This window comes from Buttiauxella sp. BIGb0552, from assembly GCF_004366275.1.
Taxonomy (GTDB): domain Bacteria; phylum Pseudomonadota; class Gammaproteobacteria; order Enterobacterales; family Enterobacteriaceae; genus Buttiauxella; species Buttiauxella gaviniae.
In genome coordinates, this window is the sequence record NZ_SODY01000002.1 from 271614 (window position 1) to 296753 (window position 25140).

19 protein-coding genes are annotated in these 25140 nt (G+C 49.6%); 3 read left to right on the forward strand and 16 right to left on the reverse strand.

All coding sequences use genetic code 11. The features are described from left to right. Positions 1–443 precede the first annotated feature (443 nt). Both ompF and EDF88_RS06105 read left to right on the forward strand, forming a co-directional pair. Positions 444–1508: a porin OmpF gene (ompF, locus tag EDF88_RS06100; RefSeq protein WP_279586328.1), complete on the forward strand. Its 1065-nt coding sequence runs from the start codon at positions 444–446 to the stop codon at positions 1506–1508. Between the two features lie 188 nt (positions 1509–1696). Beyond that, on the forward strand, positions 1697–2887 hold the full coding sequence (locus tag EDF88_RS06105; RefSeq protein ID WP_134183560.1) for an amino acid aminotransferase: 1191 nt from the start codon (positions 1697–1699) through the stop codon (positions 2885–2887). A gap of 59 nt (positions 2888–2946) precedes the next feature. On the opposite strand, the gene EDF88_RS06110 is transcribed toward EDF88_RS06105, so the two are convergent. From EDF88_RS06110 to cmoM, 7 genes are all read right to left on the reverse strand, one after another. Beyond that, entirely contained in the window at positions 2947–3594 is a 648-nt protein-coding gene (locus EDF88_RS06110) for an MBL fold metallo-hydrolase (protein ID WP_134183562.1), read from the reverse strand. 40 nt (positions 3595–3634) lie between these two features. Then, positions 3635–4183 (reverse strand): YcbK family protein, encoded by a 549-nt coding sequence (locus EDF88_RS06115; RefSeq protein WP_064557545.1) that lies wholly within the window; start codon positions 4181–4183, stop codon positions 3635–3637. Positions 4184–4365: 182 nt separating this feature from the next. Further along, entirely contained in the window at positions 4366–6246 is a 1881-nt protein-coding gene (gene ldtD, locus EDF88_RS06120) for a L,D-transpeptidase (protein WP_134183564.1), read from the reverse strand. Between the two features lie 163 nt (positions 6247–6409). After that, complete coding sequence (mukB, locus tag EDF88_RS06125; protein WP_134183566.1) at positions 6410–10858, reverse strand: chromosome partition protein MukB; 4449 nt, start codon at positions 10856–10858, stop codon at positions 6410–6412. Beyond that, on the reverse strand, positions 10855–11571 hold the full coding sequence (gene mukE, locus EDF88_RS06130) for a chromosome partition protein MukE (RefSeq protein WP_064517544.1): 717 nt from the start codon (positions 11569–11571) through the stop codon (positions 10855–10857). The genes mukB and mukE overlap by 4 nt, the downstream gene beginning before the upstream one ends. Then, complete coding sequence (gene mukF, locus EDF88_RS06135) at positions 11552–12874, reverse strand: chromosome partition protein MukF (RefSeq protein ID WP_064517543.1); 1323 nt, start codon at positions 12872–12874, stop codon at positions 11552–11554. Before mukF ends, mukE begins: the two co-directional genes overlap by 20 nt. After that, positions 12867–13655: a tRNA uridine 5-oxyacetic acid(34) methyltransferase CmoM gene (cmoM, locus tag EDF88_RS06140; protein ID WP_064517542.1), complete on the reverse strand. Its 789-nt coding sequence runs from the start codon at positions 13653–13655 to the stop codon at positions 12867–12869. The genes mukF and cmoM overlap by 8 nt, the downstream gene beginning before the upstream one ends. Before the next feature lie 134 nt (positions 13656–13789). Here cmoM and elyC point away from each other — a divergent pair, with 134 nt between their 5' ends. Further along, positions 13790–14566, forward strand: a complete 777-nt coding sequence (gene elyC / locus EDF88_RS06145) for an envelope biogenesis factor ElyC (RefSeq protein WP_134183568.1) — start codon at positions 13790–13792, stop codon at positions 14564–14566. Here the strand turns inward: elyC and EDF88_RS06150 are convergent. From EDF88_RS06150 to rpsA, 9 genes are all read right to left on the reverse strand, one after another. Continuing rightward, positions 14546–15439, reverse strand: a complete 894-nt coding sequence (locus EDF88_RS06150) for a YcbJ family phosphotransferase (protein ID WP_064517538.1) — start codon at positions 15437–15439, stop codon at positions 14546–14548. The two genes, elyC and EDF88_RS06150, sit on opposite strands and share 21 nt — an antisense overlap. A 141-nt stretch (positions 15440–15580) precedes the next feature. After that, the gene (gene kdsB / locus EDF88_RS06155; RefSeq protein ID WP_064517535.1) at positions 15581–16327 is read right to left on the reverse strand and encodes a 3-deoxy-manno-octulosonate cytidylyltransferase; all 747 of its coding nucleotides are present in this window, start codon (positions 16325–16327) and stop codon (positions 15581–15583) included. Beyond that, positions 16324–16506 (reverse strand): protein YcaR, encoded by a 183-nt coding sequence (gene ycaR, locus EDF88_RS06160; protein ID WP_034456356.1) that lies wholly within the window; start codon positions 16504–16506, stop codon positions 16324–16326. The genes kdsB and ycaR overlap by 4 nt, the downstream gene beginning before the upstream one ends. A 46-nt stretch (positions 16507–16552) precedes the next feature. Further along, the gene (locus EDF88_RS06165) at positions 16553–17788 is read right to left on the reverse strand and encodes a winged helix-turn-helix domain-containing protein (RefSeq protein ID WP_064517532.1); all 1236 of its coding nucleotides are present in this window, start codon (positions 17786–17788) and stop codon (positions 16553–16555) included. Between the two features lie 50 nt (positions 17789–17838). Beyond that, positions 17839–18822, reverse strand: coding sequence for a tetraacyldisaccharide 4'-kinase (gene lpxK, locus EDF88_RS06170; RefSeq protein ID WP_134183570.1), 984 nt, complete (start codon positions 18820–18822; stop codon positions 17839–17841). Continuing rightward, a complete protein-coding gene (gene msbA / locus EDF88_RS06175) occupies positions 18819–20567 on the reverse strand; it encodes a lipid A ABC transporter ATP-binding protein/permease MsbA (RefSeq protein ID WP_064517525.1) in 1749 nt (582 codons plus the stop codon). The genes lpxK and msbA overlap by 4 nt, the downstream gene beginning before the upstream one ends. Before the next feature lie 37 nt (positions 20568–20604). Further along, positions 20605–22875 (reverse strand): ComEC family protein, encoded by a 2271-nt coding sequence (locus EDF88_RS06180; protein WP_279586329.1) that lies wholly within the window; start codon positions 22873–22875, stop codon positions 20605–20607. 203 nt (positions 22876–23078) lie between these two features. Next, positions 23079–23366, reverse strand: coding sequence for an integration host factor subunit beta (gene ihfB / locus EDF88_RS06185; RefSeq protein WP_034456367.1), 288 nt, complete (start codon positions 23364–23366; stop codon positions 23079–23081). Positions 23367–23456: 90 nt separating this feature from the next. Next, complete coding sequence (gene rpsA, locus EDF88_RS06190; RefSeq protein ID WP_064517522.1) at positions 23457–25133, reverse strand: 30S ribosomal protein S1; 1677 nt, start codon at positions 25131–25133, stop codon at positions 23457–23459. Between the last annotated feature and the right edge of the window lie 7 nt (positions 25134–25140).

The following is a 25140-nucleotide window of genomic DNA, read 5'->3' on the forward strand; positions in this document are numbered from 1 at the left end:
AAATAACCTTACTTTCCGCTTGCATCCTCATTCTGATGTTTGACTTAGCACATTCGGCCAAAATTTACACAGGCGTCTGGACATCCAAAAAACACTCGAGAAATGTGCAAATGTAAGCGAAGAATTCACTAAGTTTCTCCTTATACGGATTAAACATAAGTAATTCATATATATAGGAATGGAAAGGTCGAATTTCATACGAAGCGGCTAAGAAGTTTGAGTTAGTTCACAAAGTTCCATGAAATACACATTTAGTTACACATAGTTTCTTATTGTAACTCACTCTCGATGTTTGTAGCACTTTCAGACTAGCGAAACGGTTTCATGGATGGAAAGATGCCTGACAGATACAGAAAGACACCAAACTCTCATCAATAGTTCCGTATAGAATTATTGACGGCAGTGGCAGGTGTTACAAAAAAACCTAATGAGGGTAATAAATAATGATGAAGCGCAATATTCTGGCAGTGGTAATCCCTGCTCTGCTGGTAGCCGGTGCAGCTAACGCTGCAGAAATCTATAACAAAGACGGCAACAAAGTTGATTTATACGGTAAAGCGGTAGGCCTGCATTATTTCTCTAAAGACAATGGTGCAAATAGCTACGGAGCCAACGGCGACAAAACCTACGCACGTCTTGGCTTCAAAGGGGAAACCAAAATCAACGACCAACTGACCGGTTTCGGCCAGTGGGAATACAACTTCCAGGGTAACAACTCTGAAGGTGCTGACGCGCAGAATGGCAACAAAACCCGTCTGGCCTTCGCTGGTCTGAAATTCGGTGATGCAGGCTCTTTCGACTACGGTCGTAACTACGGTCTGGTTTATGACGCAATCGGTGTTACCGATATGCTGCCAGAGTTTGGTGGCGACACCAGCGGAAGCGATAACTTCTTCTCCGGTCGTACAGGTGGCTTGGCTACATACCGTAACAGCGACTTCTTCGGTCTGGTTGACGGCCTGAACTTCGGCGTTCAGTATCTGGGCAAAAACGAACGTACTGACGTGAACCGTGCAAACGGTGACGGCTGGGCAACTTCTTTGAGCTATGACTTCGAAGGTTTCGGTATTGTTGGTGGTTACGGCGCAGCAGATCGCACGAATCGTCAAGAAGCTGATGGCCTTGGTCAGAAAGCTGAGCAGTGGGCTACTGGTCTGAAGTACGATGCGAACAACATTTACCTGGCAGCACTTTACGGTGAAACCCATAATGCAGCCGTTGTTAACGACAATTTTGTTAACAAAACTCAAGACTTCTCTGTTGTAGCTCAGTACCAGTTCGATTTCGGTCTGCGTCCATCCGTTGCTTACTACAAATCTAAAGCGAAAAATATCGAAGGTATTGGTAGCGAAACTTACATCAACTACATTGAAGTAGGCGCTACTTACTACTTCAACAAAAACATGTCTACCTATGTTGATTACATCATCAACCAGATCGATGACAACAATAAACTGGGTGTAGCTTCTGACAACACCGCAGCAGTTGGTATCGTTTACCAGTTCTAATTATCCGGCAACGTTGTTGCAAGGATGATTTAAAAACAGGGCTTCGGCCCTGTTTTTTTATGCCTGAAAAGTAGAAAAACTTATCTTGTGACGGGGGCTGTTTCTTTTTGTTGCAAACGGTTGGCATTTGCTAAAACAGCAGTTAACCTGAGAGCGTTACTCCCTCGATATCACAATGGAAACTCGTCATGTTTGAGAACATTACCGCTGCTCCAGCTGATCCAATTCTTGGTTTGGCCGATCTGTTTCGCGCCGATGACCGTCCGACAAAAATTAACCTCGGCATTGGTGTTTATAAAGATGAAACGGGTAAAACTCCGGTTTTAACCTGTGTTAAGAAGGCGGAGCAGTATCTGCTGGAAAATGAGAACACCAAGAACTACCTCGGCATCGACGGTATTCCAGAGTTTGGTAGCTGCACCCAGGAATTGCTGTTCGGGAAAAACAATGCTCTGAGTGCTAACAAGCGCGCTCGTACGGCACAAACCCCTGGTGGTACTGGCGCGCTGCGTGTTGCCGCTGACTTCCTCGCTAAAAACACCACAACCAAACGTGTGTGGGTGAGCAACCCAAGCTGGCCGAACCACAAAAGCGTCTTTAACTCCGCTGGCCTGGAAGTGTGCGAGTATGATTATTACGATGCACAGAACCACTCTCTGAATTTCGATGGCCTGGTCAACAGCCTGCAAGCTGCACAAGCTGGCGACGTGGTGTTGTTCCACGGTTGCTGCCATAACCCGACCGGTATCGACCCAACAGCTGAGCAATGGAAAGTCCTGGCACAGATGTCTCTGGCCAAAGGATGGTTACCGCTGTTTGACTTTGCATACCAGGGCTTTGCCCGTGGTCTGGAAGAAGATGCAGAAGGCCTGCGTATCTTCGCAGCAAGCCATCAAGAGCTGATTGTGGCAAGTTCCTACTCTAAGAACTTCGGCCTCTACAATGAGCGTGTAGGTGCCTGTACGCTGGTTGCTGCTGATGCAGATACCGTTGACCGTGCATTCAGCCAGATGAAATCTGTGATTCGTGCGAACTACTCTAACCCACCAGCTCACGGTGCATCGGTTGTAGCAACGATTCTTAGCAACGATGCCCTGCGTACTCTTTGGGAACAAGAGCTGTCCGACATGCGCCAACGTATTCAGCGTATGCGTCACCTGTTTGTAAATACCCTGCAAGAGAAAGGCGCTAATCGCGACTTCAGCTTCATCATCAACCAGAACGGCATGTTCTCGTTCAGCGGCCTGACTAAAGAGCAGGTACTGCGTTTACGTGAAGAGTTTGGTGTGTATGCAGTAGCATCCGGCCGAGTAAACGTAGCAGGTATGACGCCAGACAACATGGCGCCACTGTGCGAAGCGATTGTCGCTGTACTGTAAGCCAGAATAGATAAAAAAAGAGCCGCGCAATGCGGCTCTTTCTATTTCTCCGGCCTGATTTACCAGACAGGTAATTCGTCTTGCAAGAAGGGGTTGTGCAGGCGTTCGTAACCGAGTGTCGATAATGGCCCATGACCGGGAATAAACGTCACACCATCGCCCAGTGGCAATAGCTTACGTTTAATTGAGTCGATGAGTGCTGCATGATTGCCCTGCGGGAAATCGCTACGCCCCACTCCACCTTTGAAAATCACATCACCGGAAATCAGTAACTGGGATTGAGCATCAAAGAAAACAACGTGGCCAGGTGTATGGCCCGGGCAATGCAGAACCTGGAGGGACACATTCCCTACCGACACCGTGTCGCCTTCGTTCAGCCAGCGATCTGGCGTCAGCGGCAAACACTCTTCGAGGCCAAACATTTGGCTTTGTGCCGGCAAACCCTGCAACCAGAATTCGTCTTCTTTTTCCGGCCCAACCACAGGAACACCATAATGCTCAGCCAGTTCAGCAGCGGCTCCAACATGATCAAGATGGCCATGAGTTAACAGGATCTGCGTAATTGTCACGCCTTTCGCAGTAACTTGCTGTTTGATCTTTTCGGCTTCACCGCCTGGATCAACCAATGCTGCCTGCTGAGTTTCTTCGCACCAAATCAGAGAACAGTTTTGGGCGAATGCGGTGACCGGAATAATGTGATAATTCATGACGCTCCAATACCGGCAACACTCGCCGGATTCCGTTGTTTTACCAGTTCCTTAGTGGCCCGGTATCAATATGCACAAAGTTGCTGCTTGGGTAGTATCCTACACCACCAGCGCGCATAGATAATGCTGCTTTGCGAACATTGCTTAACGAAATCCCTTCAATATGAAAATCCATTGCTTGGCCTTTGGTGTGATAGCTCTTTTTAGCTACACCTCGGCTGTGGGCACGTAACTCATTGTTCGTGTCCAGGGAGCGATAACCAGATACCAGTTGCACCGGTTTGTTGGTTCCTAACAAACCTTGCAGGCGATAAAGTTGGTCAAATAATTTAGGGTCGATGGATTTGATTTTGTTTGCGCGATAATCACGGAAGAAATGATTAAGCCTTGCTAATTCATCCTGAATATAGCCTTTACCATCGAAAAATTCAGCCTTCAATGACTCCCCGGTATGCAGGTTATTAAGAGTCAGAATGCGTGGGCGCGGTGTTGATAGCATGGCAAACGCTTGTGTTGGTAACAGCGAGGCACCTAAAGCCACGCTACCCAACGCCAGCAGCTTGCGGCGGTTTGCGTCAAATTTGTCCATGATGTCCAGGTCTACAGGTAAAAAACGATCGAATAATATGCACTTTGGGCGCACTGCTGGGCACCTTAACCGCCAAAACAAAGCGAGTCAAGGCGTGCAAAACCCAGTAAAACCGGGCCCTGTAGAGGACCCGGAAGGGCTAAGCAATTATTACGACCGCTAATTCATTAGAATTACTGCATTTAGCGTATTAATAGTTCAGCTTTTGAAAGGATTTGTGCGCCTGATCGCGCGGTGAGATCATAATTGTAAATATCTGTACGGAACTGTGTGCGTCCGTCGTCACCAACAAAAGCAGTCAGGTAATAGAGACTCACCGGGATGGTTTGACGAATATTCACGTATTTAGTATTGCCATCTTTCAGTTGACTTGAAATCCGGGCATCGTTCCATCCTGCGTCTTGCAACAACATGCTTGCCAGCTCAGAGGCTTTGTTGACTCGTACACAACCTGAACTCAACGCTCGCGCATCTTTCTGGAACAAGGTGTGGTTTGGCGTATCATGCAAATAGATAGCATCAGAACTCGGCATATTAAACTTGTAACGCCCTAACGAGTTATGTACCCCAGGTTTTTGCTGGAAGCGGAAAGGCAAGTTGCTGGCAGTAATAGTTTCCCAATCAACATGCCATGGGTCGATTGCTTCTGCATTATTACTCCAACCGCGAAGCACACTGTAACCATGACGGTCGAGATAGCCTGGGTCCTGGCGCACTTTGGGCAAAATATCGTTGCGTGCAAGTGTTGGTGGAACATTCCACGGCGGGTTAACGACCACATTATTAAGCGCACTGCTCATCATTGGCGTTTTGCGATCAGGTCGCCCAACAATCACCCGCGAAGCCAATACTTCACTACCGTTAAGGTAATAGCTCAACGAATAGTTAGGAATATTGACCATAATGCCAGTATCGAGTTTCTTCGGAAGTAAGCGCAAACGTTGAATATTTAACGCCACCAGCGACGCACGTTGTTGCGGTGTGACGTTCAGCCAGTCGCGTGTTAATTGCCCGATTGAGCCATCAACACCCAAGACTTGCCACTTCTGGAAACGTTTTACACCTTCAACCAGCTCTTTGCTGTAGGCACTTCGTACCGCTGGAGTTGATTTCTTTTTCTTCCCAGCCACTGCATCTGGCGTCTGTTGCGTGGTTTGCTCGCCGTCTATCTGAATAGCTGACGGGCTAACGGCAACCGCATTCTTAGAAGCACTGTCGCGCTCAGGAAGGGGAATCGAAGGTTCGGCCTGCAACATGCCAGTACGCGCGAGTATTTCCCGTAGCGCTGGAACATCATTGCTCCACTGGCCGGGACGCAGAGTTTCAGCGCTGGTCAATTGAGGCCATGGGCGCGAGTCAGTGAGTAAGTGCACCAACGACTGGTGCAGCTTGGCGTATTGCGGATGCTGAGGGGCTAGCGTTTCAACAAAACTGACTAGCGTCCCTTGATCTACCGCCACTTGCCATTGGTTAATTACCGAGATAGGCGGGGTTTGCAGCTTGTAAGGCTTAGCGCTGTACAACCAGCGATTGCCTTCCGTCGGAATGCCATAAACAAATTGCAAATAACCCATCATCGCATCAGACAATACAATATCGCGCGATAACCCCGTGACAGACGGATCGGTAAGCAGTTCTACCCAAGTAGTAAACTGTGGTTGGATGCCAGAAATGGCAACTTCGGCAAGTTGCTGCTGGAAGGCCTTCACGGCATCGCGATTCTCCCACATCGGTTTCATCTCGCGGGCAGCGTAAAATGCAGACAACGCATTTAGATAAACCGGGGTGTAGCCCGCAGGTAAATGCGCCACGAGCTGAGAACGGCTTTGTGCGGCAGACATGCCGGTAGAATTTAGCGGCAACACTCCCACCATGGTAGCGGTAGCAGCAGATTGCGGTAATGGTTGGTCTGGCGAGCTGGTAGGTTCAATGCTCACAGCAGAGCTGTCAGAAGGAACGACCGCTGGCTCATCGGCCTGCGCCATAAACAGTGGAGCGAAACTCAGTGCCAGCCCGTAACCGAGCGCTGACAGCTTAAAACCGTGCAATTTTGTTAGCAACATCCCTTGCCCCCTGTTTATACCTGTTTTTACATCACCCAGCTTTTGTCGCTGGGTTTTAATAATCAGTATATAAACAGCGAATATTATTTGCCCGTATAAATGTAAATAAAATTAAAGATTAAGAATTCTGAGAAAAGAAAACGCGGGCCGTAGCCCGCGATTTTTATGATGCCTCTATTGTGCCGGCAACCGGCTCGGGAGGCGGTGGTGCAAAGCCCCTGAGTCCTACAACATGGACGTGTTCATGATTCTGAACAACCTTACGTACCAACTTGTAGGTGGTGCCTTTTTCCGGGCTGATGTTCTCTGGCGCTGCAATGATCAGTTGCATTTCAAGTCGCTCACACAGCTCAAACAACGTAGCAATTGACTTCGCATCCAGTCGTGCCGCCTCATCGAGGAAAAGTAAACGGCATGGGGAGATATCTTTACCACGCAGTCGGCGCGACTCTTCTTCCCAACTCTGAACAACCATTACCAGTATAGACATACCGGTACCGATAGCTTCACCGGTCGACAATGCGCCACTTTCCGCACGCAACCAGCCATCTGAACCACGGTTTACTTCAACTTCCATTTCCAGGTAATTGCGATAATCGAGCAGCTCTTCACCAATAGTTTGTGGCGTCCGCTGGCCCATATCAATTTGCGGATTCAGGCGTTGATACAGTTTCGCTAATGCTTCCGAGAAGGTCAGACGGTTGCTGTTAAACAGATCCTGATGTTGCTCATGCTGTTCTGACAGTACATCCAGTAATGTTGCATGCGTTTCACGCACGTTCACATTTAAACGCACGCTGTTTACCTGGCCAAAGGAGACGCTTTGCAACCCTTGGTTAAGCATACGGATACGGTTCTGCTCGCGCTGAATCGTCTTGCGAATGATGTTCGCCGCACTGCGCGAACTGATTGCCAGTTTTTGCTCACGAGAGGTCAATTCTTCCGTCAGACGGCTCAGCTCAATTTCCATCTGCTCAATAGCTTCGACAGGATCATCGGTACGGATAATATCCTGACGAATACGTTCGCGCAGATGCTGATAAACCGCGACAAAGAACTGAATTTTGCGCTCAGGTCGTTTTGGATCTTCTGACATACGAAGCACATCGCGCAGGTGTTCGTTATCCGCAACAGCAAGGCGCAAAGCACCCAACGCTTTATCCGAGATTGAACGAAGCTCGTCGCCGGTGACATAGGCCAACTCGCGGCGATGCAAACGACGCTCTACGCCATTTTCTTTCACCATGCGCATCACGGCACACCAGCCTGCTTTCGCGGTGACAACATGCTCACGCATTTCGAAATAGCTGCGCTCAAGTTGCTTGAGCTTGCGGATCAGGTTGTTCATTTCCGCTTCACACATGGTCAGCGCTTTTTCGAGCTGATTACGGCGTGAACGGTTATTGCTCAACGCCGTGTGCAGTTCATCTCGGCGGGCGCGTGCACGTTCTTCTGCCCCGATATCCGCACGAACGCCGATATCCTGCAGCTCTTTATGCAGGTCGGTTAACAGCTCTTTTTTGGTGTCAAAGGAGCTTTTCAACGACGCCATTAACTGGCTGAACTGACTCAGTTGCTGTGCATGGCTACGTAGTGCCTCACGCGAACGGGTACGCTCAGCTTCAGCATGCTCAAGGCGGTTACGCAGTTTTTCATTCAAATCGCTATTGCCATCGAGCATAGCGGCTGAGTCAGAGTAACCAAAGTGCGCACGACGCTGCACCACTTCGGTCAATGCGAACGCCTGCTGGCGCGCATCGCGCTGAACTTGTTGCGCGTACTGATAATCTTCTTTTAGCTGTTCGAACTGCTCAGGGTCACTTTGCAATACCGAAGCCACAGCTTCGAGTTTAACCAACTGATTACCGAACTGATGGAGGAAACGCGCAGCTTCATCTGCTTCATCCAGACGTTCACGAATTTCGTCACAGCGATCGGCCAGAGTTTCGTCATTGAGCAAACTGATACGAGGCAACAGACGGTTAAGTTGATCAACCCCTTCTTTAGCCTGTTCAAATTGCTGACGCTGTTGCTGATTTTCATTTTCGTGGTTGTTGATAGCGCGTTCAACTTCACCACGACGAGTGTTGAGCTGACGAATTTCCACTTCTGGATCATCATCAAATGCCACACCCAAATGTTGCCCAATAAAGCGGCTAAATGACTGGTGTAAACGCTGAGATTTCTGAACATCAAACGACAAAGTCGCGAAACGTTCCGCCAGGGTTTCACGCTCGGCATGGAGGTTTTCAAGGCGATTCTCACGTGCTGCACGGCCAAACAGAGGCAACACTGGCAAACGAGAATAACGCCACTGGCGCTCGGCAGTTTTTACCAGAACAGCAGCATTAAGCTCTTCAACGGTAAACACGCTGTCATCGAATGAAGATGGGTCCCCTTCAATCAGATACAGGTCTTCCGGGCAATCTTCGAGATTATCCAGTTGATCACGAACCAGTGACAAATCTGGCACCACGATTGCGTGACGCGATGGGCCATACAACGCAGAGAAGTACGGTGCGTCATCGATGCTAATGTCGTCATAAATCTCTGACAACAACACGCCGTCAAAGCGTTCAGCCAAGGCATTTAAACGTGGATCTTCAGCGCCACCAGGTTGGCTAAGACGTTCAATTTCATCGTCGATAGCACGTTTACGCGCACCAACTTCATCACGCTCAACCGTAACTTCACGCTCACGCTCAAGCAGTTGCTGCATGTATTCAGTAACTTGCTGGCTGCTTTCAAACTGCTCATGGCTCTGCTCGCACAACTGTGTGAGGCTGGTTTGTGCCGCAAGCCAGATTGGCGCGCGGCTTTGGAGGCGTTTAATACGAGACTGAATCTGCTCTTGTTCCTGACGCAAGTTGGCACGCTGGTCGCTGGCGTCAGAAACGCGTTGCTGTAATGTCTCGATGCGTTCAGAAAGTTCTTCGTGCAACACTTCCAAATCTTCAGGATCGAAGTGTTTGCCCTGACGCTTGCAGAACTCAGCAAACATGCGTTCGGCTTCTTGCTGTTCGCGCAGGCGTTGTTCAAGTTCATTAAGGCGCGCTCTGAGCGGCTGAACTTGTTCCATCAGGTGACGCTGGTTATTGCTGTCACGTAGTAATTCACGCGCAACATTCCAGGCTTCACTACGGCTCACTGGACCATTAATAGCAGTGACTAGCTGATAAGCATGCTCAAACTGGCTATGCGCCGTTTGTGCCACACTCATTTTCTGCTCAAGTGTCAGAAGTTTTTCAGTTGTTTCCTGCTCTTTCGCCTGGAATGTTTCCAGCCACTCTTCCGCGCTTTCAGCAGTCAAATCTGGCAAGTGACAAAGCGCACGCGCGCGTTCAAGTGCTTGCAATGCTTGCTGGTATTGAATAGCACGCGTCTGCTGCACATCAAGTGCTTGCTGGTAATCGGCCAGTTGGTTTTTCAGCTCGTCGACTTCCAGCTCGGCAGCTTCCACGCGGGCTTCGTTCTCTTCTTGCTGCTCTGAGGCTTCGGCAACAATTTCATTTTGTTCTTCGAGGCGCATCTGCAGTTCATCGAGATCAGCTTCGTAACGCTCGATTTTTTCCTGCTGGCGAATCGCCGTTTGCACCAGATTCAGGTGGTCACTGGCCGCCTGGTAATCTGTTTCCAGATCCCCTTCCGAGCCGCTGTGTTCAGCAAGCTCACGCGCCATCTCGACATGTTTGTATTGTTCAGCAGCCAGTTGCTTACGGCTGGTCAACAATTCACGGCGGAATTCGAGCGCCTTATCTAAATGAATGCGGCGTTCGTTGGCATGACGCATGTAGTCCGCAGCCACATAGTTGGTGGCTTCAGAAATCAAATGCTTAAACAGGTCACGGTCAGACTGGGTGACGCGAATCGCTTCAAGCGTCATACGGTTTTCACGCAAAGCCGCTTCCATATCCTGGAAGGCTTTACGCACACCGCCGTTTTCTGGCAACAGGTAGTCACGCAGTGAACGAGTAATGGCACTGGAAATCCCGCCATACAGCGAGGCTTCAATCAGGCGATAGTACTTGCTACGGTCCGAGGCACTGCGCAGACGACGCGCGACAATACCCAAATCGAACATCAGCGAGTGGTAATCAGTAATCGAGTTGAACTGTTTAAATTGAACGCCTTCGATGGCTTCCACTTTATCTTTCAGTTCTTGCAGACTCAGAACGCGAGCCTGACGTTCGTTTAGCGTTTCCGTCAGCAACTGAGTCGGCTGAATAGAGGACGGTAAACCTTGAATCGCAAACGGCTTAATATCGACTTTACGGTCGCGGCCAGCCACTTGTTGCAGACGCACACCGACCACAACACGCTGATTACGTGAGTTGACCACATCGAGCAAGGAGTAGCAGACACCAGCTTTTAACTTTCCGTGCAGACCTTTATCACGTGAACCTGATGTAGCCCCCGCTTCGGTGGTGTTACGGAAGTGCAACAGTGTTAAGTCCGGGATTAGCGCAGTTACAAACGCCGCCATAGTAGTGGATTTACCGGCACCATTACCGCCAGAAAGCGTGGTCACCAGTTCATCTAAATCAAAAGTACGCGCGAAGAAACCGTTCCAGTTAATCAGCGTTAGTGAGCGAAACTTACCGCGTTCAATCATTCCTGTTCATCCTCCGCGTTATCTGAAGCCAATTGCGACTCTTCAGTTTCATCATTGAGTTGCAAACGAGTCTCTACCGGCATCGCTTCACCATCACGGATCATGCGGAGTTGCGCTTCACGCGCATCGTCGCCAGCACGTACATCGGCACCAAAGCGGAATACTGATTCGGTAATGCGGAATTTGCTGCTGTCATGGCCCATAAACCAGATCATACCAAGACGGCGTAAACGCGTTAATGAGGCACGGACTTTTTCTTGCAGCTTTTGACGGTCAAGATCTGAGCCAGTAGAACGGTTATTCACAAGCTTAAGCAGCTTGTTTTCATCCGCAAGCGTCAGCAGCTCATCGTACAGCTCAGCCTGCGTAAAAATACCTTCGTTCGCCAGACGTTCCGGACTCAAATAGAGGTAACAGAGAATCTTACCCACCATCATGTCCAGCTCAGATAGCACTGAGCGCGGGATCAATGTGGTGGAGCGCGGACGCAAATAGAAGAAACCTTCCGGCGCGCGAATCAACTCCACGTTATAACGGGTATAGAACTCTTCCAGTTCATCCTGGAAGTCCATCAAATAAGCATGATTATCCAGTTCATCGAGCCCAACATGGCGACCTGCGCGCAGTTGGCTATCGAGTGCTGGAAATAACGGATTGGCCAACGCCTGTGCCAGTTTTACTGGCATCACTTTTTCAATATTTGTTGATGACATGCGCCTGTACCTTGGCTCCGTAATCGTTAATTGCCTGCCACTGTGGCGGCAAGCCAGTAAAGTCTGCTTCAGCCACACCCAGACGTACTGCCTGGTCGACTACGATTCTCGCCACATCAAAATGGCGTGCGCGTGGGTATTGCGCCAGATAGTCCCGCATGACAACGCCTAAATCTAGTGGCACTTGTCTGGTTTTGTAGACCTGAAGTGCAGCCTCGATCATTGCGGCGAGTTGTTCACGGATTTCATTGAACTCTTCAAATTCCAGATCACTTGGCAGTTCGCCCATAACTTCATCGTCACGCAACGTCATTTCTTCATCGCGCATATCCAGCAGACGATCGGCGTTAGCGTAGGTCAGAGCCCATGGCGCATCGAAATAGTTTTGAACCGACACACGCAGGCGTTGCGCAAAGACGCGGTTTTTATCCATATCGATGGCGGTACGAATGAATTTATGAACATGGCGGTCATAGCCAATCCACAGGTCGATAGCCTGCTGGCCCCAACTGACGATGCGGTCGAGTTTGCTTTGCAGATCAAACACCAGACGGTCAACAAAGTGCAGATCGTCGCGGCCCAGAATCGAATCTTGAATACGCAATAAATTTGCCTGCAATTTATCGCCCGCAGCTTCCAGGGTGTCCTGCAACTCACGCAACGTGCCAGAAGTTTCCGACAACAGCATTTCGCAGCTGGAGATGGCCGCACGCCAGTCTTTGTTCAGCAGTTGCGCGATATCATCTTTAACCTGTTGCTGGTGTTCATCCATGATGCGCTGTGTGAGATCGATGCTGTCAAAAATCTCGGCGACGGAATATTTCAATGGCGCGAAAACGTTGCGGTGCCAGTGGAACTCATCACCGCCTTCATCCGCAGAGTCGGCTGCACGTTTCAATTCGCCTGCAACTATCGACAATTGCATAGATAAACGCAGCGTTGAAAACTCACGCTGGCGGATGTAGTAATCGGTAATGCCAATACCGAGGGGCGTAAGGCGATAAATGGCATTGCCTTCATTGATTTCACTGACGAAACGGTTGATCAAACGCTGGCGCACCATGTCATTGATGGCGTTGTTGGCACGAACGTTAATTGTTTCGCTGGTCTGATCAAAGCCTTCGCTCACGTAACGGAAAGCGTCAATCAGCTCGCCTTCACTCATTTCGCCGTCTAGCCGCTCACCGTTTAGGGTCGCGATCGCCAACAGAAACGTCAGACGCTCTGTAGGTAGCGAAATCGAGTAGTCATTTTTCCTGGCCCAGGCAACCAGCTCCGGCACTGTCTGGGAAACATCACTCATAATTTTTCCTTGGCTCAAGCGGCTTGATTGCTGTCACGTGGATATAGCGGCCGAGGCTAACAAAAGGTTCCTGGCGGCAATAACGCGTTTCCAGTTCAAGCAAATTCTCAAAACCATCGTGTTGTTTATGCTTATCACGCAAGTAATCGTGGAATACTCGCACACCGGTTTTACCGGTAATCTGCCAGCCAATTTGCTCCAGCCAGTGATAGACCTGTTCTGGCTGTAGCGGATTGTCAGGCGAAAGCGTTTTCCGTTTGTTCTTTTTCATACCCTGAAGAACATATTCAAAGTTGCCGACAAACATGTTCCGCATCAGCAAGCCGTTAGCATTGTAGAACATCAGGGATAATGCACCGCCGGGTGCAAGGCAATCCCATAATGTTTTGAGTACGGCTTGCGGATCTACGACCCATTCCAGCACCGCGTGAAACAATATCAGATCAACCGGTTTTTCCAAATGTTGGCCAATATCTTGAGCGGAGGAATGAACGAAATGCATGTTGTCGCTCACACCTTTCTCTTCGGCCTGAGCCTGAGCCCGGGAAATCATCTCAGCGGAAACATCACAAAGCAGAACTTCGTGGCCCCGCTGCGCAAGACCACACGCCGTTTGCCCTTCGCCGCCACCCGCATCCAAAACGCGGATTTTTTCAGGCATGGTTGCCAGCAAAGCATCAAGGTCTTGCCATAAGATGGCTTGGCGGAGCTGTCCTTTGGTTGTACCGTAAATGTTGCGTGAGAACTTCTCAGCAATATCATCAAAATTGCGGTCACGCACGGGTACGGCTCCATGGGGGAAAAGGGTTCATACGAGAAAGTGGGTATTTTGGCACAGCTGCGCCAGGAATGAACCCGTCTGGTGTAATATCACCAGCGTTTGCCTACTATATGGCTAAAAAGGACCCATAATTCATGCTTTTTATCCTGAAAAAATTTATTGGTGGGCTACTGCTGCCTCTCCCTTTTTTATTATTGATGATGGGGGTGGCACTTTGCTTGTTGTGGTTCACTCGTTGGCAAAAAAGCGCCAAAGCGCTATTAAGCGTGAGCTGGTTAGTTTTACTGCTAATTAGCCTGCAACCGGTGGCCGACAAAATGCTCAAACCCATAGAAGATACCTACCCAACCTGGCGTGGTTCTGAGAAAGTGGACTATATCGTGGTACTCGGCGGCGGCTATACATGGAACCCAGAATGGGCACCAAGTTCCAATCTCATTAGCAATAGTTTGCCTCGTCTGGCCGAAGGGGTGCGCTTATGGCAGGCAAATCCAGGTGCGAAAATGATCTTCACGGGCGCCAGAGCAATGACCAACCCGGTGAGTACCGCTGAAGCGGGTGCGCGAGTTGCCGAAAGTTTAGGTGTACCGCGCTCGCAAATAATTACCCTTGATGAACCAAAAGATACTGAGGAAGAAGCCGCTGCGGTGGCAAAAACGATTGGCCAGCAACCATTCTTATTGGTGACTTCAGCTTCCCACCTACCAAGGACGATGATTTTCTTCCGCAATGCCGGTTTGCACCCTATTCCTGCACCAGCTAACCAATTGGCAATTGAATCACCGCTAAATCCTTGGGAGCGCATAATTCCATCGCCAATTTGGTTAATGCATAGCGACCGTGTTGGCTACGAAACCCTCGGTCGCATATGGCAGTGGTTGAAAGGGCCGTCAGGCGATCCAGGGAAGTAAGTTTTTCGCAGCCACATCGAAGGCGGGTCGATTAAGTCGGCCCGTCTGTAGTAATTGCGCTACGCCATCCCACAGAATATACAACCAACGTCGCCACAGAAATGACTCCGCAACCGGAGCTCGTTGTAAATAATGCCACAGCAGGCTTTCTGACTGGCCGGGCTCAAACAAACGAAATATTTCATATTCACGCGGCGCCCAAAGCATGGTTCCAGGATTGACGATCGCCAGAAGCTGATCGCTACGCCCATCTTTTAACATACTGCTAAGCGTAAAGTTGCCATGCACCAGTACACAGTTGTCGTTAAAGTCTTCGAATAAACGCGGCAAACACTCGCGGGTGCGGAATAAAATGCGCCTGTCTTGCATCGTCAGGCCATTATTGGGGTATTGATTGATGGTTGCCCACAATGTTTCAACATGCTGCCGATACCATGATGGCCAGATATTTTCTTGTGTGTTGTCGACGTTGCCGACACATCCACGGCTATCGACGCGATGCCAGGCGAGAAGCCCTTCAACAATTTGATCTTTTAGATGATCCCAACGATCGGGGGTGCGAGTTGGCGCTTCAACAGGAACACCCCGTAGACGCTCCATTAACAGCACATCTGGCCCCGGCGTCTCGTCATGAGTCACCACGCCATAAACCACAGGCATGCGAATCGTTCCGGAACGCGCTAGCATGGATATTTTCCAGGCTAGCTGAGCTGCGAGCCCCGGAGTACTAAAACTTTTAGCCAGCAATGACATCGCATTGCCGTCACTGTCATACAGCGACCACAAGGTGCTATTTGGCTGTTCATTGATACATTCAATCCGGCTTAGTTTTTCACCCAGCAGATGACTCAATTCCTTGCGTAGCAACTCCATGACTCATTACCCCTGACAACACTGGTGGTTTTATAATGAGCCTGCGCACGAAAGTTGTCATCACCTCAGATCAATATGCCTTCAGATAATAAAAAACCGGCGCTCAGCACCGGTTTTTTTCTAAGCATTGATACCTGCAGATTAAATCATCGCTTGTCGTACACGTTCTAAATCTTCCGGCGTATCAACACCAATACTCGGGACTTCTTTCGCAACCGCAACATGGATTTTTTCACCATTCCACAGTACGCGCAACTGTTCGAGCATTTCGATTTGCTCAAGCTGGCTTGGCTCCCAGGTCACGTAGCGGCGGATGAAACCTGCGCGATAGCCGTAGATACCGATGTGACGTAAAAGGGAATCACCGATCTGTTCACGCGATTGTGCAAAGCGGTCTCTGTCCCATGGAATGGTCGCACGAGAGAAATAGAGCGCGTAACCCTGCGCATCCATCACCACTTTTACTGCATTCGGGTTAAACGCTTCTTCAGCGGAGTCGATTGGCACAGCAAGCGTTGCCATACCCGCCTGACTGTTCGCAAGATTGCTGGCAACCTGGCTAATGATCGCCGGTGGGATCATTGGCTCATCGCCCTGCACATTCACAATCACGGTGTCATCGCTAAAACCGCATTTTTCAATGACTTCAGCAAGACGCTCGGTGCCGGACTGATGATCAGCGCGAGTCATACAAACTTCGCCGCCCGCGGCTTCCACTGCACGAGCAACATCCTCATGATCGGTTGCCACAATGATACGTTCAGCACCCGATTCGCGAGCACGTTCCATAACGTGAACGACCATCGGTTTGCCATTGATATCTTTTAGCGGTTTTCCCGGCAAGCGTGTAGACGCGTAGCGAGCAGGAATTATGGCCACAAAACTCATGGATTTTTCTCGTCAGAGGTCAGAACTCGAGCTTCAGTCTCCAGCAGCACTGGAATACCATCGCGCAGTGGAAACGCCAGATGATCAGGTTTGCAGATAAGCTCCTGCTTTTCCTGATTAAAGTAGAGCTTGCCGTTACAAACAGGACAAGCAATGATTTCAAGTAATCGATGATCCATGGTTACTCCAGAATGGCTGCCATCAAAGGCAGCAGAATAACATAACTTACTCGCTCTCCGGGCTAATTTCCCAGCCTTCACCCCAGGATGCCGCTAACGTGGCGGGAATATTCCCGAGGCGAATCAAGGTTGCACCCTGCCAATGAGCAAAATCGTTTAGTGCCTTGTGTAAGCCGTTAATCAATGATTGCTCAGGCTTAATACCTTCTTCAAGATAGAGACTGATAATTTCCAGCTCGTCACTCTTGCGATGCATTTTGGCGTCCATTCTTCCCACCAACGCGCCTTGATGTAACAGCGGCAGGACAAAATATCCGAACTTGCGCTTAATCGCCGGGGTATAACATTCGAGGCGATAAGAGAAGTTAAACAGCACTTCTGCACGCTTGCGGTCCCAGACGACAGGATCGAACGGCGATAGCACCGCACTATGAGTGGCGCGCAGGGTATTTTTCTCAGCTTTTTCCAGCAAAGGCCATAGATCGCGGTGCAACCACATTTCGCCAATTCCCTCGACATCAACGGGAATGACGATGCCCTTTACCTGCCATTGAGCTAGCAGTGGCTTGATTGAGACATGCTTCAGGCGATAATAATCAGCCAGCCATTCAGTACGAAAAATGCCAAGGCTGCGCGCGCTGTTTTCCAGCATTTGCTGTTCGGCATCGGCTTGCTGTATGAGGTGCAAATCGTCATTCCAGTTCGGCATCACCCGTGAGGTAAGATCGTATACACGCTGGAAATTGCGGCGCTCGACCACCATCACTTTCCCTGCGGTAAACAGGCCTTCAAGATGCTTTTTATGCGGTTTCCATTCCCACCAGCCGCTGGCACCTTTGCGAGGGTGCTCAAAATCGACAGAACGCACCGGGCCATTGATCTCGATGTGTGTTAAGAGTTTTTCGATCTCATCGGCGTGCACCACCATCCATTCCGCGCGGTATTTCCAGCCCATTTTTTCGGGATTGAGCATGCGGTGGCGTATCAGCGAAAAATCTTTTCTCGGTAAAAAACAGGCTTCATGCGCCCAATACTCCATCAAATAACCATTCACCAGCGCATCATCAAGCCAGGTTTGTGGGTAACTGCCTAATCGGCTGAACAGCACCAGGTAAGGGCTGCGCGCAACAATATTGATGGTATCAATTTGCAGAAGGGACATGCGGGAAATAGTGGCAACAACATCGGCGGGTTTAGCACGGCGACGAGGCTTTACTAATAAGCCTTGTGCCGCAAGGTGCAGATGACGTGCGGCACGTAAAGTCAGTTGCGGTACAGACATGGAGGATACCTGTCGTCAGCAAACTCAAATGCTGATGCAGTAACGTAGACTTATCGCACCAGCGCCAATAGTAACTGCAATAATTCGTCGGCCTGGGGTTGTGCAAGATGTGCGTCGACCGGCAAATACCACCAGTTATCGTGCCCTGTAACGAAAACACGGCATTTAACTGCATCTTTTTCAGTCATCAGTAAGGTTTGCCCCGGCTGGACTAATTTAACCACATCACTTTCACTCAGAGCCTGATGGTCTGCGAGGCTAACCGTATTAACTGGAGTCACGCCACATTGCTGCAAAGTAGCAAAAAAACGAGGCGGATGGCCAATTCCTGCCATGGCGACCACGTTTTCCAGTGTGTGTACAGGTCGGTGCTCACCAGTAAGTAAATTAACCGCATCGCCCGGGCGCAGCGTCATGGCTATTTCACCAGCCTGAGCATTGCCACCATTGGTGATAATTGCATCGACAGAAGCAAGGCGCCCCGTTCTCTCACGCATTGGACCGGCAGGAAGCCACCAGCCGTTACCGAACCGCCTGACACCATCAACAACCACAATTTCTTTATCACGCCCGAGGGCGTAATGCTGCAAGCCGTCATCTGTAATAATCAGCTGTGGCTGTACTTTTTCCACCAGCATTTGCACAGCATCATTTCGACGGGGCGCAACCGCTACAGCAGCACCAGTGCGTTGATAAATAAGGATGGGTTCATCGCCTGCCTGCAACGTCGTCGTGTTCTGGTCAAGTAACAACGGATAATGCTCAGATTTACCGCCATAACCGCGAGAAACAACACCAACGCGAACTCCGCGCTCCTGTAGCTGTTCGACAAGCCAGATAACAACCGGCGTTTTACCGTTACCTCCGGCAGTCAGGTTACCCACGACCACCACAGGTACCGGCGCACACCAGGTTTTTTTAAAACCTAATCGATAACTAAGACGAATAGCACCGCTCACCAGGCCATAAAGCCAGGAGAGCGGTAAGAGCAAAAGGTAGAGAGGAGATTTCCCCGACCAAATGCGCTCTATCATTGGCCGAATTGCATCCTGTGCAATTGCGCGTAAACACCGCGATGCTCAATCAGTTCTGCGTGTGGGCCACGTTCCACGATACGGCCATCTTCAACAACCACGATCTCATCAGCCTGTTCGATGGTTGATAGGCGGTGAGCAATAACCAGCGAAGTACGGTTTTTCTGGAGTTCATCAAGTGCCGCCTGAATAGCACGTTCTGATTCAGTATCCAGCGCAGAGGTCGCTTCATCCAGAATCAGGATTGGGCTATCACGCAACAATGCACGGGCAATAGCGATGCGCTGACGCTGACCACCTGAAAGCAACACGCCATTTTCACCAATGACAGTATCGAGGCCATTTTCCATTTTATTGATGAAGTCCATGGCGTAGGCCATGCGCGCGGCATTCTCGATATCGCTACGGCTATACTGTTCAGTACGTGCGTAAGCAATGTTGTTGGCAATCGTGTCATTAAACAAATGGACGTTTTGTGAAACCAGAGCAACCTGGTTACGCAAAGAAGATAAGGTGTATTCACGAATATCTACGCCATCAATGGTAATGCTACCTTCCTGAATATCGTAAAAACGCGTCATCAGGCTGGCGATTGTTGATTTACCTGAGCCGGAACGCCCCACCAGTGCCACTGTTTTACCAGCTGGAATGGTCAGGTCGATTTTACGCAGAGCAGGTATTTCACGACCAGGATAGGTAAAGGTCACGTCACGGAATGCAACATCACCTTTCGCACGTTCAATGACGCGAGTTCCTTCGTCTTTCTCTTGCTCGGAATCGAGAATTGAGAACAGAGTCTGGCATGCCGCCATACCGCGCTGGAACTGGGCGTTGACGTTAGTCAGCGATTTCAGTGGGCGCATCAGGGCAATCATAGAAGAGAACACAACGGTGATAGTACCCGCTGTCAGCGTTTCCATGACACTTGGGAAGCTTGCCGCATAAATCACGAACGCCAGCGCCAGAGATGCAATCAGCTGAATAATCGGGTCAGAAATAGACGAAGCAGATACCAGTTTCATACCCTGGCGACGCATACGGTTACTGACTTTGTTGAAACGCTCGGTTTCCACTTCCTGACCGCCAAAAATCAATACTTCTTTGTGGCCTTTCAGCATCTGCTCTGCACTGGTCGTTACCTGCCCCATCGTGTTTTGCATATTTTTGCTGATATTACGGAAACGTTTGGAGACCATGCGAATAGCAAAGGAAACGATAGGCGCAAGGACTATCAGGATCAGCGAAAGCTGCCAGCTATACCAGAACATCAGCACGAATAGGCCAATGATGGAGGCGCCTTCACGTACAACTGTTATCAATGCGCTAGATGAAGATGACGCAACTTGTTCAGAGTCGTAGGTAATACGGGAAAGCAGTGTACCTGTGGACTGTTGATCAAAGAACGAAACTGGCATTCCCATCATATGGCTGAACAAGCGACGACGCATGTTCATTACTACCTGCCCTGAAACCCAGGAAATGCAGTAGCTTGAGACATAGCTTGTGATACCGCGCATCACCATAAGCCCGATGACAACCAGTGGCATCCATAACAAAACGGATTTATCCGTTTTACCAAAACCATCATCCAGTAACGGTTTGAGCAGCGATAACATAAACGTATCGCTGGCTGCGTTGAGGATTAACGCAATCCCAGCCACGATCAGACCAGCTTTAAAAGGCGCAATCATCGGCCATAGACGGCGGAAGGTCTGCAATGTGGAGAGATCTTTATCGTTCTGCATTAAGTCGAACCAGCATTTGATGAAATAGCCGCATATTCTACCCATTATCCCGAGATACACCAAACCACTGATGATACCAACGGGGTGAAATTTGTGCTCTGAAGCTATTGATTTGCCATTTATCACTATTTATGTCGATAGTGAGTTGGCCCGATTGCGCGGTGTCATACCATTTGTACCCCTGCGACTGGTAACGTTGAACTACTTTTGCAGATGGCAAATGCCAGGCGTTATAGCGCGATGAAGAAGATAACGCAGCACTTCCAGCGACGGCACGTAACAAAGGTGCACTCGAAGATGTACGGCTACCATGATGAGGGACCTGAATAATATCAGCATATAAGGTACCCCATCGCCTCTTCAGCATAGCTAATTCCGCTTCCGCTTCCACATCTCCGGTTAATAAAATGCGAACGTTACCGTCACTGACCATCACCACGCATGAACCATTATTACCTTTCATGGCTGGCTGTGCAGGAGGCCACTGGACGGTAAATTGTAAACCCTGCCATTGCCATTGATCCCCTTGAAAACATGAGTGATGCCCTTCCCAGCGCAGCGGGCTGCGAATTTTTAGTGCTGGCCATGCACGTTGCAAACTGGGCAAACCACCACGGTGGTCAAGATGTTCATGACTGATGACCACTTGTTCGAGCGATAAATGGTGCCAGCGCAACCAGGGAATAATAATTTGCTGGCCTACGTCACCGTCAGGCCAGGCGTTGCCGGTATCGTACAGAAATACTTTTCCCTGCCGGACAATAGCAATTGCCAGCCCATGCCCTACGTCCAGCATAGTGACTTGCCACGAACCATCTTTTTCTTCTGTTCGCAAAGTGGGCATAACCAATGACACCATCAGAGCCATTATTGACAGGCACGAACTGCGCCACAAGGCTAAACGATGAATAACAACAGCTAGCCAACCACTCAAACTCAGAACCTGAAACCGTTTATCAACGTCCAGCCAACCTTCAGGCAGCAGAGAAAGAGCCTTGAAAAGTAGAGCCAGCAAGCGATCGACGCCCCACCAGAGATATTCTCCTGCCCACGGAATATCGGTAATGACCAGGCCTGCCAGCAACGCTGGGACCACGGCAAATGAAATCAGTGGCACTGCGAATAGGTTCGCGATCAATGCGCTAAGACTCATCCCATGGAAAATTAATATCTGCAGCGGCATCAGTAAAAACATGATGCCAATTTGCAGATGCAATAAGGCTAATGGATATCGATAAAACCATTTTGCGGTCTTCAGGCTTCTAGGTAGTGGTATCCACTGATACCAAAAAATCAGTGCGGCTACGGCCAGTGCCGATAACCAAAAGCTATCTGACAAAACCGTCAGTGGGTCGGATATCAAAATCCCGCTTATGCAGCAGAGCCAGACCTCCCAACCAGACCAGTTTCTGCCTTTTAGCCGGAGCAATAGCCATATGATTACGCCAATGAATGCCCTTATCGCGGGTGGGTTTCCTCCTGCAAGCCAGGTATAAATCCCTGCGGCGAAAACACTGGCGATTAACGGTAACCTGAAATGAATACGGTGCGCCGGGAAACTCAGTTGCACTAAACGTGCAACTAACCACCCCATCATCGCTGCCAGTGAAATATGCATCCCTGAAATAGCCATCAGATGTGCGGTTCCCGTCTGGCGCAACAGGTTCTTTTGCTCGTCGCTCATTCCAGACCGCTCTCCAAATACCAGCGCCAGAATGATGCCCTGATAAGGCAACGACTGGGTTATGGCGGTGACATGAGCAAGCCAACGGGCACGCAAATTACAGCTTCCTGTCACGCTTTGGGCCGAGATAATACGCGCACTGAGCGGTTGGCGCTGAGCAAGCGCATAGCGTTGACTATCAAAACCCCCAACATTGAGTTGCCCGTGCACAGGGCGCAGATGCACTTTCATGCGCCAGCGCTGTCCTGCGCATGTGCTATTCGGGAAGTATTCTCCCCGAACTCGAATACCAACAGATGGGAAAACTCTTAGCCCTTCCAACGATACTATTCTCAACTCATGATTCTCTTTGCCATCGCTGCGGTCCATAACCGCCTCCACAGTTACGGGTTTGCCTGTCCACTTTTCGAAGGGTGCCAGGCTTTCTTTTGCATTGATTAGCGCCCAGCAAAAGCACAGCAGAATAAACGCGACATAACGCGCTAAGCGGTACGGAATAAAGGCAATGCATAAAGAGGCAGCGAGCAGCGCGGCTATAACTGGAAATTGTGGGATAGCGGCTAACCACATTAATGGCGCGATGCCGATAATTGAGCAAAAGCAGAACCCTGTTAGATTCCTCACATGCACCTCCTTGTTACAAGGAGTTTGAGGCATCCTGGTATTGGCGTCTGTAGGGGGTTCTTAACTCTACGAGAAGGGTTCCAGAGCTTTAATGCTGGATGAAAAAATATTACAGAGTTTTGCGAGTGGCCTCGAAAACAGCCCATTCAGATATAAAAAAACGGCACCCGAAGGTGCCGTTCTTAAGAATCAAATCCGAAGATTTAATTGCCGTAAATGTTGGCGCGGTCACGTAATTCTTTACCTGGTTTAAAGTGCGGAACGTATTTGCCTTCCAGATCCACTTTATCGCCAGTTTTAGGGTTACGTCCGGTGCGAGGTGCGCGATAGTGTAAGGAAAAACTGCCGAAACCCCGGATTTCAATACGCTCACCTTGGGCGAGAGTAGAGGCCATATGCTCCAGCATCTCTTTAACTGCATCTTCTACAGCTTTCGCAGGGATGTGAGATTGCTGAGTTGCAAGTCTTTCTATCAATTCTGACTTGGTCATGATTCCTCCGGTTTCCTTTCAGGAAAATTAACTTACACCTATCAATCGAACAAGGGCGGCCGTAGCCGCCCTGATTTAGTGCTCGGACGATTACTCGCCTTTAGCTGCTTTGAATGCTTCAGCCATAGCGTTAGAGAAGTTCGGTGCATCTTCCTGTTTGTTGTTAACAGTAGCGATTGCATCTTTCTCGTCAGCTTCGTCTTTAGCACGAACAGACAGGCTCACAACACGGTTTTTACGGTCAACGCCGGTGAATTTAGCTTCAACGTCGTCGCCTACGCTCAGAACCAGAGTTGCATCTTCAACGCGGTCACGGGAAGCTTCAGAAGCACGCAGGTAGCCTTCTACGCCATCTGCTAATTCAACTGTAGCACCTTTCGCGTCAACTGCTGTTACTTTACCAGTAACGATAGTACCTTTCTTGTTCAGTGCAACGTAGTTGTTGAACGGATCTTCTGCGAGTTGTTTAACACCCAGGGAGATACGCTCACGTTCTGCGTCAACTTGCAGAACCACAGCCGCGATTTCGTCGCCTTTCTTGTATTCACGAACTGCTTCTTCGCCTGCAACGTTCCAGGAGATATCAGACAGGTGAACCAGGCCGTCGATGCCACCGTCCAGGCCGATGAAGATACCGAAGTCAGTGATAGACTTGATTTTACCTTCAACGCGGTCGCCCTTGTTGTGGGTTTCAGCGAACAGCTGCCATGGGTTAGATTTGCACTGCTTCAGACCCAGGGAGATACGACGACGTTCTTCGTCGATATCCAGAACCATAACTTCCACTACATCACCAACGTTAACAACTTTGGATGGGTGGATGTTTTTGTTGGTCCAATCCATTTCGGAAACGTGAACCAGGCCTTCAACGCCTTCTTCGATTTCTACGAAGCAGCCGTAATCAGTCAGGTTAGTCACGCGACCAGTCAGTTTGGTACCTTCTGGATAACGCTTAGCGATTGCGACCCATGGATCTTCGCCCAGTTGTTTCAGACCCAGAGACACACGAGTACGCTCACGGTCGAACTTCAGTACTTTAACGGTAATTTCATCGCCAACATTCACGATTTCGCTTGGATGCTTAACGCGTTTCCATGCCATATCAGTGATGTGCAGCAGGCCGTCAACGCCGCCCAGATCAACGAATGCACCGTAGTCAGTAAGGTTCTTAACGATACCTTTAACTTCCATGCCTTCTTGCAGGTTTTCCAGCAGTTGATCACGTTCTGCGCTGTTTTCGGATTCGATAACTGCACGACGAGAAACAACAACGTTGTTACGCTTCTGGTCCAGCTTGATGACTTTGAACTCAAGCTCTTTGCCTTCCAGGTGCAGAGTGTCACGTACCGGACGAACATCTACCAGTGAACCTGGCAGGAACGCACGAATACCGTTCAGCTCTACAGTGAAGCCACCCTTAACTTTGCCGTTGATGATACCGACCACAGTTTCAGCTTCTTCGTAAGCTTTTTCCAGCGTGATCCAAGCTTCGTGACGCTTAGCTTTTTCACGGGACAGCAGAGTTTCGCCAAAGCCATCTTCAACAGCGTCCAGAGCAACATCAACTTCGTCACCAACCTGGATTTCCAGTTCGCCAGCAGCATTTTTGAACTGCTCAATCGGAATTGCAGATTCAGATTTCAGACCGGCGTCAACCAGTACTACGTCTTTATCGATAGAAACTACAACACCGCGAACGATGGAACCCGGACGGGTTTCGATTGTTTTAAGGGATTCTTCAAAGAGTTGAGCGAAAGATTCAGTCATGTTGTTA

Bases quoted from the DNA above. Each gene is read 5' to 3' on its own strand.
- ompF (WP_279586328.1), top strand. From the start codon at position 444: ATGATGAAGCGCAATATTCTGGCAGTGGTAATCCCTGCTCTGCTGGTA.
- EDF88_RS06105 (WP_134183560.1), top strand. From the start codon at position 1,697: ATGTTTGAGAACATTACCGCTGCTCCAGCTGATCCAATTCTTGGTTTG.
- EDF88_RS06110 (WP_134183562.1), bottom strand. From the start codon at position 3,594: ATGAATTATCACATTATTCCGGTCACCGCATTCGCCCAAAACTGTTCT.
- EDF88_RS06115 (WP_064557545.1), bottom strand. From the start codon at position 4,183: ATGGACAAATTTGACGCAAACCGCCGCAAGCTGCTGGCGTTGGGTAGC.
- ldtD (WP_134183564.1), bottom strand. From the start codon at position 6,246: ATGTTGCTAACAAAATTGCACGGTTTTAAGCTGTCAGCGCTCGGTTAC.
- mukB (WP_134183566.1), bottom strand. From the start codon at position 10,858: ATGATTGAACGCGGTAAGTTTCGCTCACTAACGCTGATTAACTGGAAC.
- mukE (WP_064517544.1), bottom strand. From the start codon at position 11,571: ATGTCATCAACAAATATTGAAAAAGTGATGCCAGTAAAACTGGCACAG.
- mukF (WP_064517543.1), bottom strand. From the start codon at position 12,874: ATGAGTGATGTTTCCCAGACAGTGCCGGAGCTGGTTGCCTGGGCCAGG.
- elyC (WP_134183568.1), top strand. From the start codon at position 13,790: ATGCTTTTTATCCTGAAAAAATTTATTGGTGGGCTACTGCTGCCTCTC.
- EDF88_RS06150 (WP_064517538.1), bottom strand. From the start codon at position 15,439: ATGGAGTTGCTACGCAAGGAATTGAGTCATCTGCTGGGTGAAAAACTA.
- kdsB (WP_064517535.1), bottom strand. From the start codon at position 16,327: ATGAGTTTTGTGGCCATAATTCCTGCTCGCTACGCGTCTACACGCTTG.
- ycaR (WP_034456356.1), bottom strand. From the start codon at position 16,506: ATGGATCATCGATTACTTGAAATCATTGCTTGTCCTGTTTGTAACGGC.
- EDF88_RS06165 (WP_064517532.1), bottom strand. From the start codon at position 17,788: ATGTCTGTACCGCAACTGACTTTACGTGCCGCACGTCATCTGCACCTT.
- lpxK (WP_134183570.1), bottom strand. From the start codon at position 18,822: ATGATAGAGCGCATTTGGTCGGGGAAATCTCCTCTCTACCTTTTGCTC.
- msbA (WP_064517525.1), bottom strand. From the start codon at position 20,567: ATGCAGAACGATAAAGATCTCTCCACATTGCAGACCTTCCGCCGTCTA.
- ihfB (WP_034456367.1), bottom strand. From the start codon at position 23,366: ATGACCAAGTCAGAATTGATAGAAAGACTTGCAACTCAGCAATCTCAC.
- rpsA (WP_064517522.1), bottom strand. From the start codon at position 25,133: ATGACTGAATCTTTCGCTCAACTCTTTGAAGAATCCCTTAAAACAATC.